Annotated in this window: 12 protein-coding genes; 1 reads left to right on the forward strand and 11 read right to left on the reverse strand. The window is 71.0% G+C overall.

The features are described from left to right. The first annotated feature begins 227 nt into the window (after positions 1-227). On the forward strand, positions 228-1,253 hold the full coding sequence (locus DEJ49_RS25545) for a 6-phosphofructokinase (protein WP_150186283.1): 1,026 nt from the start codon (positions 228-230) through the stop codon (positions 1,251-1,253). Positions 1,254-1,293: 40 nt separating this feature from the next. Here DEJ49_RS25545 and DEJ49_RS25550 read toward each other — a convergent pair whose 3' ends face one another. The 11 genes from DEJ49_RS25550 to DEJ49_RS25600 form a co-directional block, all read right to left on the reverse strand. After that, complete coding sequence (locus DEJ49_RS25550; RefSeq protein ID WP_411757251.1) at positions 1,294-1,923, reverse strand: XRE family transcriptional regulator; 630 nt, start codon at positions 1,921-1,923, stop codon at positions 1,294-1,296. A gap of 140 nt (positions 1,924-2,063) precedes the next feature. Then, on the reverse strand, positions 2,064-2,477 hold the full coding sequence (locus tag DEJ49_RS25555) for a DUF5959 family protein (RefSeq protein ID WP_150186285.1): 414 nt from the start codon (positions 2,475-2,477) through the stop codon (positions 2,064-2,066). Further along, positions 2,474-3,151, reverse strand: a complete 678-nt coding sequence (locus tag DEJ49_RS25560; RefSeq protein WP_150186286.1) for a hypothetical protein — start codon at positions 3,149-3,151, stop codon at positions 2,474-2,476. Before DEJ49_RS25560 ends, DEJ49_RS25555 begins: the two co-directional genes overlap by 4 nt. Then, positions 3,148-5,328 carry a bifunctional serine/threonine-protein kinase/ABC transporter substrate-binding protein gene (locus DEJ49_RS25565; protein WP_150186287.1) on the reverse strand — a complete coding sequence of 727 codons (2,181 nt, stop codon included), beginning with the start codon at positions 5,326-5,328 and terminating at the stop codon, positions 3,148-3,150. Before DEJ49_RS25565 ends, DEJ49_RS25560 begins: the two co-directional genes overlap by 4 nt. 30 nt (positions 5,329-5,358) lie before the next feature. After that, entirely contained in the window at positions 5,359-6,402 is a 1,044-nt protein-coding gene (locus DEJ49_RS25570) for a hypothetical protein (protein ID WP_411757199.1), read from the reverse strand. Then, a complete protein-coding gene (locus DEJ49_RS25575; protein ID WP_223832992.1) occupies positions 6,390-7,052 on the reverse strand; it encodes a hypothetical protein in 663 nt (220 codons plus the stop codon). Before DEJ49_RS25575 ends, DEJ49_RS25570 begins: the two co-directional genes overlap by 13 nt. Positions 7,053-7,239: 187 nt before the next feature. Continuing rightward, a complete protein-coding gene (locus DEJ49_RS25580) occupies positions 7,240-8,118 on the reverse strand; it encodes a carbohydrate ABC transporter permease (protein ID WP_150186288.1) in 879 nt (292 codons plus the stop codon). Beyond that, on the reverse strand, positions 8,119-9,108 hold the full coding sequence (locus DEJ49_RS25585; protein WP_150186289.1) for a carbohydrate ABC transporter permease: 990 nt from the start codon (positions 9,106-9,108) through the stop codon (positions 8,119-8,121). It lies immediately after the preceding gene. 116 nt (positions 9,109-9,224) lie between these two features. Next, complete coding sequence (locus tag DEJ49_RS25590; protein ID WP_190329445.1) at positions 9,225-10,592, reverse strand: extracellular solute-binding protein; 1,368 nt, start codon at positions 10,590-10,592, stop codon at positions 9,225-9,227. A gap of 211 nt (positions 10,593-10,803) precedes the next feature. Continuing rightward, positions 10,804-11,487 carry a response regulator gene (locus DEJ49_RS25595; protein ID WP_223832993.1) on the reverse strand — a complete coding sequence of 228 codons (684 nt, stop codon included), beginning with the start codon at positions 11,485-11,487 and terminating at the stop codon, positions 10,804-10,806. After that, positions 11,484-13,130, reverse strand: coding sequence for a sensor histidine kinase (locus DEJ49_RS25600; protein ID WP_223832994.1), 1,647 nt, complete (start codon positions 13,128-13,130; stop codon positions 11,484-11,486). The genes DEJ49_RS25595 and DEJ49_RS25600 overlap by 4 nt, the downstream gene beginning before the upstream one ends. Positions 13,131-13,314 lie beyond the last annotated feature (184 nt).

Here is a 13,314-nt window from a genome sequence, read left to right on the forward strand (position 1 = left end):
TATCGCGGCTGTGTCCCCTTGACAATACCTCTGCGGCTGAGTAGGCCGCCCGCCGGACGAAAGGCCCGGCGCCCGGGGTGCGAAGGTCCCTGCCCACCCCTTCCCCAAGTCCCCGCCCGGCCGTCGGACACACATCCGTCGGACATGTGTGAGCGGCGACCCCCCTTCGGCCGTGGAACAATCGGACCGGCTCACAAGTACCAGCAGCGAGCAGGAGACACAGCGCGATGCGTATCGGAATTCTCACCGCGGGCGGCGACTGCCCGGGCCTCAACGCAGTGATCCGGTCGGTCGTGCACCGCGCCGTGACGCACCACGGCGACGAGGTCATCGGCTTCGAGGACGGCTACGCGGGCCTGCTCGACGGGCGGTACCGCGCCCTCGACCTGAATGCCGTCAGCGGCATCCTGGCCCGCGGCGGCACCATCCTCGGCTCCTCCCGCCTGGAGCGCGCACGCTTCCGCGCGGCCTGCGACAACGCCAAGGAGCTCATCGAGCGCAGCGGCTTCGACGCGCTCATCCCGATCGGCGGCGAGGGCACCCTGACGGCGGCGCGGATGCTGTCCGACGCGGGCGTGCCGGTCGTCGGCGTACCGAAGACCATCGACAACGACATCTCCTCCACGGACCGCACCTTCGGCTTCGACACGGCGGTCGGCGTGGCGACCGAGGCGATGGACCGCCTGAAGACCACGGCGGAGTCCCACCAGCGCGTGATGGTCGTCGAGGTCATGGGCCGCCACGCGGGCTGGATCGCCCTGGAGTCCGGCATGGCCGGCGGCGCGCACGGCATCTGTCTGCCCGAGCGGCCCTTCGACCCCGCCGACCTGGTCGCGATGGTCGAGGAGCGGTTCTCGCGCGGCAAGAAGTTCGCGGTGATCTGCGTCGCCGAGGGCGCGCACCCGCAGGACGGCACGATGAACTACGGCAAGGGCGCGATCGACCAGTTCGGCCACGAGCGCTTCCAGGGCATCGGCACGGCGCTCGCGTACGAGCTGGAGTCCCGCCTCGGCAAGGAGGCCAAGCCGGTCATCCTGGGCCACGTCCAGCGCGGCGGCACCCCCACGGCGTACGACCGCGTCCTCGCGACCCGCTTCGGCTGGCACGCGGTGGAGGCGGTGCACCGCGGCGACTACGGGCGGATGACGGCGCTGCGGGGCACGGACATCACGATGGTGCCGCTGGCGGAGGCGACCACGGAGCTCAAGACGGTCCCCAAGGACCGGATGGACGAGGCGGAGTCGGTCTTCTGACCTGCCCCGGCAGGTCACGGGACCCGTCGGGGCCGGGCCCTCAGCCCCGCCCACCCCGGACCAACGCCCAGAAATGCTCGAGAACCCGCTCCAGATAGTCCCGCCCGGCTTCCCCGGACGCGTCCGACCCGGCGCCGCCGCCCCAGCTCAGGGTCCGCGCCATGCGTGACTGGTAGTCCTCGTGCATCTGCCGCAGCACGTCCTCGACGTGCCGCTTCTCCAGGGGCAGCAGCTTGCTGACCGGCCGCACGTACCCCTGCCAGCGAGTACTGACGGCGCTGCGCAGCAGCTCGGCGAGCCGGTCCGCCCGCCCCGTCACGGTCACGAAGTCGGGCGTCGACAGCTGGAGCACCTCGGCGAGGGCGGCGGACTGCCGTTCGTTGCCCCGCCACGTGTCGGTCTCCTCCATCCGCAGATACGCCTGGATCTCCACGCCCGACCCGCGCGCGACGTCCTCCGGCGCGAGCCCGCGCGCGATCCGGTGCTCGCGCAGGGTCCGCGCGGCCCCCATCAGCTCCCCCGGTGAACACCACAGCGTCGCGGCGAGCGCGGTCAGCTCGGCGGACGTGGGCGAGGAGAGCCCGCGCTCCCAGGCGGCGACGGTGTCGGCGGTGACGTAGGCGAGCCCGTAACTGGCCCGCATCCCATAGGCGACATGCCCGTGCGCCATCCCCAGCGCCTCCCGAAGGCGCCGGGCGGCAGGGAAGTCGAAGGGAGGGGTGGGCTGCGTGGGCTGCTGGGGGCGGTGCGGCGGCTGGCCGGCTTGGCTCGGTTGCACGGGCACACCGTAGGCGCCCGTGGGGGTGGTGACTACGGTGTGTTTCTACGAGGTTGCGGATTGGTGGGAAGGTACGGCACCGAATCCTCGCGGGCGTCGAGCAGCGCGGCGAGGCGTTCCCGGTGCCGTGCGATCCAGTCGTGGGGCAGGGACACGGGTACGCGGACGGTCACCATGGAGACGGTGACGTCCTCGACGACCACTTCCGGGCAGCCGCGCTCGCCGACGAGCCGAACCGCCAGCGAGGGCCCCCTCCCCGCCGTCATCCACCCGGCGTCCTCACCCGCCTCCAGCCGGTCCAGGACACGCCCCCACTCTTCGAGCCGCGAGGCCCACAGGACGAGATCGACCCGGCCGCGGACGAAGGGCGTTGTAACGCTGATCTCCGCGGCGAGCATGCCCGTGCCGGGGTCGGTGCCGGTCGAGCTCGGGTGGCGTCCGGTCACCGTGACGCGGACGCTGTTGCCCTCTTCGTCGGCAGTGCCTCCAGGGCGTGTCCGTACTGCCTGAAGAGGGGGCGGGCCTCCGGATGGGCTGCGGAGGTCGGTAGGAGCAGGTCGGTCAGGAACGTGGTGCGCCAGATTCTGAACGCCGTTCTCTGCGCGGTGAGCGGATCCTCGTCTTCCAGTGCGCCCGCGAGCAGGCCCACCGCGATGCCCAGCGCCTCGGCGATCAGCCTCACGTCGTGCGTGACGTCCGGACCGCGAGTGATCGCCGCCTCCATCAGTCCCTGGAGTAGGCGGGCGAGTTGCAGGTCGGCGCCGGTGCGGCTCATCCGCCGCACGGCTTCGGGGGTGTCGAGCGGGGACGACACGTCCTCGTACGCCGACGACCACATGAGGAGGGACGAGGCCTGTACGGAGTGTTCGCGGAGGTGGCCGAGGTCGTCGAAGACCGCCATCGTCTCGCGGCTGAACTCGCCCAAGCGGCGGACGATTTCGAGGAGGCGGCTCAGCTCGCGCCTGTGTGAGGCTGCGAAGTCCGCCGTCGAGGCGTCCGCAGGCGACCACGTTCCGGTCGTGGCCACCGCGCCGATCTCCACGATGCCGCCCAGCGGTCCGAAGACCGAGCGGGCGAGCAGGTGTTCCGGGATGTCCCACTTGGGGTGCGGGAAGGTCATGCGGGTGGCTGTTGGGGGGTCTTGGCGTACTTCTTGGTCACCTTGCCGATCTCCGTCCAGCGGTTTCCGTCGCGGCGGTCGAACCATACGGGGCGGCCCCTCGCCGAGCGTCGCTTCTCGAAGCCGACCTCGGCCTGGACACCGTTGACGGTGACTTGCTGGAGCTCGCGGTCCAGGGTGTGGCGGAGGGATGCGGGGGAGGTGTCGTCCGCGGGGAGGGTGGACAGTGCCTTGGCCAGGGCCAAAGCGCCGTCGTACAGCTCCTCGTTGCCCCGTGCGGGGAGGTTGTCGTCGGGTTCCGCCGAGTAGTTGCGTACGCGGATGACACCGTCGGGGAGTGTTCTGTCCCTCTTCTCCTCGGCCGACCGTTCCTCCGAGTCCGCGCAGGTGCCCTCCTGGTCGCCCTGGCCGAGCACCGGGCCCTTGAAGCCGCCGGCCCGGAGCTCCTTCGCCCATACGTCGACCGGAGTGCCGGTCGGCACTACGACCGCGTCCGCCCGTGCCTCGGTGATCAGGGAAGGGATCTGGGATGTCTTCACCTTGTCGGGTGTCACGTCCAGCGCCTCGACGGTGACACCGTTCCTGCGGAGTGCCGTGCCTATGCCGTCCTCGCGGTTCACCCAGAGCTTGTCCTCGGCGACGAGCACGCGGCGTGCCTCGGTCTCGGAGCGGAGGTAGCGGGCGATCGCCTCGCCCTGCCGGGCGTCGTCCGCGGGGATCGCGAACGCGCCCCCGGCGTGGGCGTACTCGTGGCAGGTGCTGATCTCCGGCAGAAACGCCTCGTCCGTGTCGTGCACCCAGGAGAAGTCGACGGTGTCGCCGATGACGGCCAGCATGTCCGGGTGCTGAGCCAGCAGCTTGCGGCTGCTCACGTCCGGGTCCGCGGCCACGGGGACGAAGCGGAAGCGGCTTCCGCCGTGTTCGTCGCCGAGCACCTCCGCGAAAGCCGACTCGACCGTGCGCAGCTGCTGCGTCGTGAACTGCTTGTACTCCGACTTCGCGTACGTGTCCGGGGCGCCGCCGTCCGCCGACGGTTCGCCCACGTGCCGGTAGCTGTGGGCCACGCCGATCTTGAAGGTGGCCTTCCCAGGGCCCGGGTCGGGCGCCGCGAGGGCGCGTATGCCGAGGCCCGCCGGGATGCCGAGGGCGAGGACCAGCGCGGCGGGGAGGAGCAGGCGGCGGCGGGCGCGGCGGGTGCGGTGGGCGGGGGCCGGGCTGACGGACACGGCGGTCGTGGCCGTGGCCATGCTCGTGGTCGTGGTCGAGCAGTGCTTTGTGATCTCGTCCTGGATGGGCGGCGGGGTGTCGTCCTTCTGGATGTGCGGACGCGCGGGGAGCGGGCTCGTTGCCGTCGCCAGGCGGGCGAGTGTCGTCGCCGCGTCCGGCGGGCGGTCCGCCGGGTCCTTGGCCAGGAGGTCCAGGATCAGGCGTTCCAGCGGCCGCGGCACCTCGGGGCGCGCCGCGCTCGGGCGCAGCGGCGCGTCGTTGATGTGGTGGTGCATGATGCCCGCCGCGGAGCCCGTGAACGGGGGCCTGCCGACGAGGAGTTCGTACAGGACGCAGCCCAGCGCGTACAGGTCCGTGCGGCCGTCGCCCGGCTCCTGGCGGAACCGTTCCGGTGCCAGATACGGCACGCTCCCGAACGGCAGCTGCCCGCTCCGCGTGAGGCGCGCGTCCCCGGCCGCGCGCTCCACGAACGTCGCGATGCCGAAGTCGACGACCTTCGCCGTGCCGTCCGGCGCGACCATCACGTTGCCGGGCTTGATGTCGCGGTGCACGATGCCCGCCGCGTGCGCCACGTCCAGGGCGCGGCAGATGTCCGCCGCCCAGCGCAGCGCGTCCGCCACGGGCACCCGTACGCTCTCGCGCAGCACCTCGTCCAGCGAGCGGCCCCGCACGAGAGCCATCACCAGGTACGGGGTGCCGTCGTCCTCGCCGTGGTCGTGGACGGCGACGATGTACGGGCTGTCCAGGGAGGCGGCCGCGCGGGCCTCCTGGCGGAAGCGGGCCAGGAGTTCCCGGCGCTCGTCCTCGGACGTCGTCGGCCCCGGCACCAGGAGTTTGACCGCTGCCTCGCGGCCGAGGCGCGTGTCGCGTGCGCGCCAGACCTCTCCCATGCCGCCCGCGCCGATCGGCGCGAGCAGCTCGTAACGGCCGTTGAGCAACCGCCCCCGCACCGGGCCGCCTTCCCTCGTGGAACCGTGTCGTCAGCGGTTGATGGACTGGATCTCGTCCACCACCACGTCCTGCTCCGCACCGAACTCGCCGTCGGGCAGGCGCTGTTCGTCGGTCACGCCCGTGCCCGTCCAGTGGATCTTCCACGTGACCGTGGCCTTCAGCGGGTACGAGCCGTCGCCGGACGAGCGGAGGTACTTCACGCCGCAGGGCGGAGTCTCCTTCGACTTGCCCTTCGCGTAGGGCGTGCCGATCTTGTCGCCGACCAGGTCGCAGACGCCGTTCGCGGGGTACGTCTCCGCGTCCGCCGTGCCCGGGTCGATCTTCAGGGAGACGGGTGTGGCGGTCGTCGTGGCCTCGATGCCGAGCACGTCGACCCTGGCGGTCACGGACACGGGTTTGAACTCCGCGCCGTCCAGCCACGCCCACGTCGGCAGGTTGACCTTCGTGCCGCCCTCGGGAGCGAGGGACACCTTCGTGCCGGGGACGCGGATCTCGGCGTACGCGAGCTTCGCGAGGATCTCCGCATCGATCGCCTCGGGGACGTCGGCGGGCGGCGGGTCGCCTATGTCGACCCAGAACGTCTCCTTCGTGCACTTGTCCCAGCCCGGCGGGTACGACTTGTTGGGGAACGACGTCCACCAGTAGCCCTTGCCGGCCTTGTCCAGGTTGAAGTTCTTGTACGGCTTGCCCTTGACGTAGCGCTCCTGCTGTTCCAGGTCCCACTGGTGCCCCGTGGAGTCGACGGCCCAGACGGCCTCGCGCTCCTTCTTGAACTGGGCGGGGGTGTAGGTCGGGCCGTACCAGCAGGGGGGCGGGCTGTACGTGCCGGTGGGGGCGATGGCGCCGGCCTTGGGACCCGAGCCGTTCTTGGAACGGTCGAAAGAGATGCCGCCGGCGGAGGCGATCAGGGTGCCGTCGCCCCCGTCCTCGGTGGGGCCCTTGGCGTCGCCGTTGGTGCTCCCGCCGTGGCCGGTTCCCGCCGAGGCGGGCCCGGGCAGGAGCAGCACGGCGGCCATCGCCACCGCCCCGGCTGCGATCAGTGGTGTCCTGCTCTTCCTCGTCATGGCTGACATGTGGCGTTCCCCCGGTCTGATGTGGTCGTCTCGGTGACCCAGACGCCCTGCTTGTTCACGTGCAGTCGGCTGCTGTACAGCACGAAGTCGTCCTTGGACGGGGCCGGCGCCTTCGCCGTCCTCCCCGTCTTCAGGCTCTTGTTGTGCGCCTTCCGCTGGTCCTCGCAGTAGACGAGGGCCGCCGTCTTGCCGCCCGTGACGTCCACCCGTGCGTTGAAGTACCGCTTGACGCCGGTGATGCGGTCCTTGTAGTCGACGTACTCCTGTACGAACTTCTGGCTCCCGGCCGCCGCGTCGCCCTCGGAGTAGAAGCGGTACGCCTTGTGCAGCGGGTCCTGCTCGGCGATGGCCATGTCGACGGCCTGCACGTACTGCTCGGTGTCGGCCAGGACCGCGTCCTTGGTCTTGTCACCCGTCTTCGACCAGTCGAACTTGTACGTCAGGTCCGACGGCAGCTCGATCTTCGGGCGCCGTACCTCCGCCCCCGCCTCCCCTGACTCGTCCGCCGATGGCGACTTCTCGTCGCCCTGGTCCGCGCCGGCGATCTTGTCGTCGGCCTTCGGGCTGTCGTCGTCGCTGCCGCAGGACGTCATGAGCAGCGCGGCGGAGACCGCGAGTGCGGCCGTCGCGAGGCGGAGAGGGCGGGTCACTGTTCGGCTCCTGGCAGGTGGGGACAGGTGGGGGAGGGCGCGAGCTCAGCACGCTAGTGCGGTCCCGGGCCCGATACCAGGGAGATGTGTGACCACGAAAGGGGCGAGGAGGAACGTATCGCCGCGAACTCATGTCACAGTTTCGTGTCCGCCGTAAGGCCGGATCCCGTCAGCCCACGGCGCGTCCTCACCCCTTCACCGCGCCCCCCAGCGCGAACCCGCCCCCCAGCTTCCGCGAGACGAGGACGTACAGCAGGATCACCGGCGTCGAGTAGAGGATCGAGAACGCGGCGAGCTGGCCGTACACCACCGTCCCCTTGTTGCCGAAGAAGTCGTTGATGCTGACCGACGCCGGCATCTGCTCCGGCGTGAGCAGCAGCATGAAGGGGACGAAGAAGTTGCCCCACATCATGACGAACGAGAAGACCGTCACCACGGCCACCCCTGGACCCATCAGGGGCAGCACGATCCGCAGCAGGGACTGGAAGGACGACGCGCCGTCCGTCCACGCGGCCTCCTCCAGCTCCTTCGGCACGCCGTCCATGAAGTTCTTCATCAGCCAGATGGCGAACGGGAGTTGGGACGCCGCGAAGAAGAAGATCGTGCCCTGCATCGTGTCGATGAGGTCGACCTGCACGAACAGCGCGTACACCGGAACCATGATCGCCGTGATCGGCAGGCTCGTCGCGAAGAGGATCGTCAGCATGAAGGGGCGGTTCAGGCGGGAGCGGTAGCGGGAGAGCGGGTAGGCCGCGAGGGCCGCGCAGACCACCGTGAGGAGCGTGCCGCCGCCGCAGAGCAGCAGGCTGTTGAGGAGCGGGGTGAACGTGATCTCGGGCGTGAGGACCTGGTCGTAGTTGTCGAGGGTGAGGCTGTCGGGGAGCCGCACCCTCAGGTCCGCCTTCGGGTCGAGGGAGGAGAGGACCACCCACGCGAGGGGGAGGATGAACGCCGCCGCCACGAACAGGAGGCCCGCGTCGGCGGCGACGCGGTGCGACGCGCGGCGCGAACGCGGTGTACGGGAAGGTGTACGAGACGGCGTACGGGAAGGTGACTTGAGCGGCACTCAGACCTCCGTGCGGAGCAGGCGCATGTAGACGACGGAGAAGAGCGAGCCGACGAGGAGCAGCAGCAGGGCCACGGCCGTGCCGTAGCCGATCATGCTCTTCTGGAAGGCCTGCTCGTACATGAAGAGCGGGAGCGTCTGGCTGTCGTTTCCCGGGCCGCCGCGCGTCATCACCCAGATCAGACCGAAGACGGAGAGCGTCTGCAGGGTGTTGAGCATGAGGTTCGTGCCGATGGAGCGGCGGATCATCGGCAGCGTGATGTGCCACATGCGGCGCCAGCCGCCCGCGCCGTCGACCTCCGCGGCCTCGGTGATCTCCTTGGGGATCTCGTTGAGGGCGGCGGAGTAGACGAGCATCGAGAACGCCGTGCCCCGCCAGACGTTCGCGAACGACACCGCGAGGATCGGCAGCGTGAACAGCCAGTTCTGGGACGGGAGATGGAGGAAGTCGAGGACGGCGTTGAGGGTGCCCTCGCGGCGGAAGAACGCGTAGAGGAGGAAGCCCGCGACGACCTCGGGCAGCACCCACGCCGTGACGACGATCGCGCCCGTGAGGGTGCGGACCGGCTTCGAGGCGCGCTGCATGAGGGTGGCGAGGGCCAGCCCCAGCGTGTTCTGGCCGATGATCGAGGAGAGGAACGTGAAGACGAGGGTCAGCCAGACCGCGTTGAGGAACCGCTCGTCGCCGAACGCCTCGCGGAAGTTGTCGAGCCCCACGAAGCTCGACTCGGCCTGGCCGGTGAGCTGGAGGTCGGTGAAGGCGATGTACGCGCAGTAGCCGATCGGGCCCGCGAGGAAGAGGGCGAGCAGGACGACGGCGGGGGAGACGGGCAGGGCCCGGAGCAGGCCGCGGCGGACGCGGGCGGGGGCGCGGGACCGGGTGCCGGGGGGGCCGGCGGTCGGGGGTGCGGAGTGCGGGGGGCCCGGCGGCGACGGCGTCTTGGCGACGCCGCCGGGGCCCGCGGAGGGTGCGGGGGATGCGGAAGTCACGTGCGGGCGCTCACTCTCCGGTGCGGGCAGGCACCAATTCCTCGGTCGTGCGGGCGCTCACTGTCCGGCGTGGGCGGGCGGGCAGTCCATGCGGCGGTACCGGCGCGCCACTCGCGCTACTTCTCGATGACCTGGCCGTCCGTGGCCGAGTCGACCTCTTCGTCGTACCCGTTCGCGGCGTCCTCCACCGAGCTGTCGCCCGTCGTGACCGACTCCATCGCCTCCTGGATCGCCGTGGAGACCTTCGGGTACTCGGGGTACGCGGGCCGGTAGTACGTCGAGGCGACCAGGTCCGTGAAGAACTTGATGCCGGGCTGCGCCTTCACGTACGTCGGGTCGGCGGCGACGTCCTTGCGGACCGCGATGCCGGAGTTGGCGATGTACCACTTCTTGGCGTTGGCCTTGGTCTGCATCGTCTCGATGAACTTGAAGGCGAGGTCGGGGTTGTCGGCCTTGGCGGGGATCGCCCAGGTCCAGCCGCCGGACATGCTCACCTTGCCGGGCGCCTGGCCGTGCTGGGTCGGCATCGCGGCGAGGCCCAGCTCCTGCGACCACTCGGGCCACTCGTGTCCCGCGCCCTTGCCCCAGTCCTGCGGCAGCCACGAACCGTCGAGGTTGATCGCCAGCTTGCCCTCGGGCAGCAGCTCGCCGCGGACGCGCGTGGCGAAGTTCGGGTCGAGGGCGTCCGAGACGTCCGGGCCGAGCTTCTCCTTGTAGACGGTCTCCACGAACTTCAGGGAGTCCTTGAACCCCTTGCTGCCCGTGACCCACTTCTTCGCCGCGGGGTCGTAGAGGGGGTCCTTGCCCGTGCCGTACGCGAGCATCTCGAAGCCCTGCATCGTGGCCGCCTCACCGGCCGGTTTGCCCGTGTACACGTTGAGGGGCGTGACGTCGGGGACCTTCTTCTTCACGGTGCGGGCCGCTTCCAGGACGTCGTCCCACGTCTTGGGCCGCCAGTCGGCGGGCAGGCCGGCCTTCTTGAAGATCGCCTTGCTGAACCAGAGGCCGCGGGTGTCCGTGCCGTCCGGCACGCCGTACGTCTTGCCGTCGGCCGCCTTCGCCGCCGTCTTGGCCGTGCCGATGAACTGGTCCCAGTCCTTCCACTTGGCCAGATAGGTGTCGAGGGGTTTCAAGTACCCGCTGGTGATGTCCGAGTTGATGAGGAACGTGTCCTCGTAGACCAGGTCGGGGGCGGTCTTGGGGGAGCGCAGCATCTGCTGCAGCTTCGTGTAGTACTCGGAGTCCGGCGCCTTGATCGGCACCAGCTTCACCTTCTTGCCCGGGTTCTCCTTCTCGAACTGCTTCTTGATGTCCTCCAGGTAGGTGTCCATGACTCTGATCTGGTTGTCGGTGGACTGCTTGAAGGAGATCTTCACGGTGTCGGGGTCGTCGCCTGAGCCGCCGCCGCACGCGGTGAGGGTGCCGGCGGCGAGCAGGGTGGTGGCGGCGAGGAGCAGTGGGGTGGTGGTGGGGCGCACGGGCACGACCTCCTACTGGCCGACGCGGCGGGGCCGCCACGTGGGTTGCCCGGTGAACGTAAGGGCGTGTTCGGAGCAAGGTCAATGCCTCTGCGGGCGCTGTGCGTTGTTGCCTGTCACCACCGTGACAACGTTGTTATCGGGCGTACGTCGGTGAGGCCTCCGGGGCGGGAAGTGCGGGGGGCCGCGGCGGGCCGGGGCAGGGCCGCGGAGAGTTTCAGTCGTTCGGCGTAAGCCAGCGATAGACCAGCTCGGGGCGGCCGACGTGGCCGTACTGCGGGCTGCGGGCCGCGCGGACCGTGTCGACCAGGTGTTCCAGGTAGCGGCGGGCGGTGATGCGGGAGAGGCCCGCGGACTGGGCGGCGGCGGTGGCGGTGAGGCCGTCGGGGGCGTCGCGCAGGGTGCGGATGACGCGTTCGAGGGTGGGGCCGCTGAGTCCCTTCGGCAGGGCGGCGGGGCCCGGGGCGCGCAGGGTGGCGAGCGCGCGGTCCACCTCGTCCTGACCGGTGGCCTCGCCCTCCGCGGCGGCGGTGCGGAACTCCGCGTACCGGGTGAGGCGGTCGCGGAGCGTCGCGAAGGTGAACGGCTTCAGGACGTACTGGACGACGCCGAGGGAGACGCCCTCGCGGACGACCGCGAGGTCCCGGGCCGACGTCACCGCGATGACGTCCGTCGGGTGTCCCGCGGCGCGCAGGGAACGGGCCAGCTGCAGCCCGTGGCCGTCGGGCAGGTGCAGGTCCAGGAGGATCAGGTCGACCTGGGTGCGGTCGAGGGTGCGGCGGGCCTCGGCGGCGGAGTGGGCGGGGCGGGCGATGGCTTCGAAGCCGGGAACTCTGTTCACGTAGAGGACGTGGGCGTCCGCCGCGACGGGGTCGTCCTCGACTACGAGTACGCGGATCACTGGGCGCCTCCCGGGATGGTCTCGGCGGTGGCCGTCGTCAGGGTCACCTCGAACTCCGCGCCGCCCTCCGGGGATTCCCGGACCGTCAGGGTGCCCGCGTTGCGGGTGACCGTCTGGTGGACCAGGGACAGGCCGAGGCCGCGGCCCGTGGTCGCCTTGGTGGACCAGCCGCGTTCGAAGACCGCCTCGCGCTGCGCGGGGTCGACGCCGGGCCCCGTGTCGGAGACGCGCAGGAGGAGTCCCGCCGCGTCGGCCCGCGCCGTCACCGTGACGCGCGCGGCAGGGGACCCCTGCGCCGCGTCGACCGCGTTGTCGATGAGGTTGCCGAGGACCGTCACCAGGTCGCGGGCGGGCAGGGACGCCGGGAGCATGCCGTCGTCGATGCTGCTGTCGTCGGAGACGACGAGCTCCACCCCGTGCTCGTTGGCCTGCGCCGCCTTGCCGAGGAGGAGGGCGGCGAGGACGGGTTCGCTGACCGCGGCGACCACCTGGTCGGTCAGCGCCTGCGCCAGCTCCAGCTCGGCCGTGGCGAAGTCGACCGCCTCGTCCGCGCGGCCGAGCTCGATGAGGGACACCACCGTGTGGAGCCGGTTCGCCGCCTCGTGGGCCTGCGAGCGCAGCGCCCGCGTGAACCCGCGCTCGGAGTCCAGCTCCCCGGTGAGCGCCTGCAGCTCGGTGTGGTCGCGCAGGGTCACCACCGTGCCGCGGCGCTCGCCGCCCGACACCGGCGAGGTGTTGACGACGACCACGCGGTCGGCGGTCAGATGCAGCTCGTCGACGCGCGGCTCGGCCGCGAGCAGCGCGCCCGTGAGCGGGGCGGGAAGCCCGAGCTCGGAGACGTTCCGGCCGATCACCGGCTCGTCCCGCACCCCGAGCAGCTCGCGCCCGCCGTCGTTGATGAGGGCGACGCGCCGCTGCCCGTCCAGCATCAGCAGCCCCTCGCGCACCGCGTGCAGCGCCGCCTCGTGGTAGTCGTGCATGCGGCTGAGCTCGCCCGCGTTCATGCCGTGCGTACTGCGGCGCAGGCGCGCGTTGATGACGTACGTGCCGATCCCGCCGAGCACGATCGCCGCGGCCGCCACCCCGATCAGCGCGACGAGCTGGCCGCGCGCCTTCTCGGTGATCTCCTCGACGGTGATGCCGGCGCTGACCAGGCCGACGATGCGGCCGTCCCCGGCGGTCGGACCGTCCCAGATGGGGGTGACGACGCGCACCGAGGGGCCGAGCGTGCCGGTGTACGTCTCCGCGAAGGTCCGGCCGCGGAGCGCGTCGGCCCGGTGGCCGAGGAAACGCTCGCCGATGCGGCGCTCGTCGGGGTGCGTCCAGCGGATCCCGCGCGGGTCCATGATCGTCACGAAGTCGACGCCCGTGTCGCGCTGCACGCGCGCCGCGTACGGCTGGAGTTCCTTCGACGGGTCGCTGCCGCGGATGGCCTCCCGTACGGAGGGGGAGTCCGCGACCGCCCGCGCCGCCGCGGTCGCCTGACGGCGCGCGCCGTCCTCGGCCTGGTGCTTGTCGCTGATGTACGTGAAGAGGGCGCACCCGGCGACCACCGCCGTGACCAGCACGATCTGCATCGCGAAGAGCTGGCCCGCCAGGCTGCGCGGGAGCCTGCGCGGACGGGAGGTGCGGGTGCGGGACATGGTGCAAGTCTGCCTCCTCGTACACGTGGTCGTTTCGGCGCGAACTAAATGAACGCAAGGGTGACCGCCCTCACAGGCCGGGAGATAGTCACCGGGATCCCCGGGACGCGAGCCGCACGTACCGAAGGCACAAGAGGCACCAGAGGGTGCCGGAGCACCCAGGCACCACAACGCCGACGACGTC

Source organism: Streptomyces venezuelae, assembly GCF_008642335.1.
GTDB lineage: Bacteria > Actinomycetota > Actinomycetes > Streptomycetales > Streptomycetaceae > Streptomyces > Streptomyces venezuelae_F.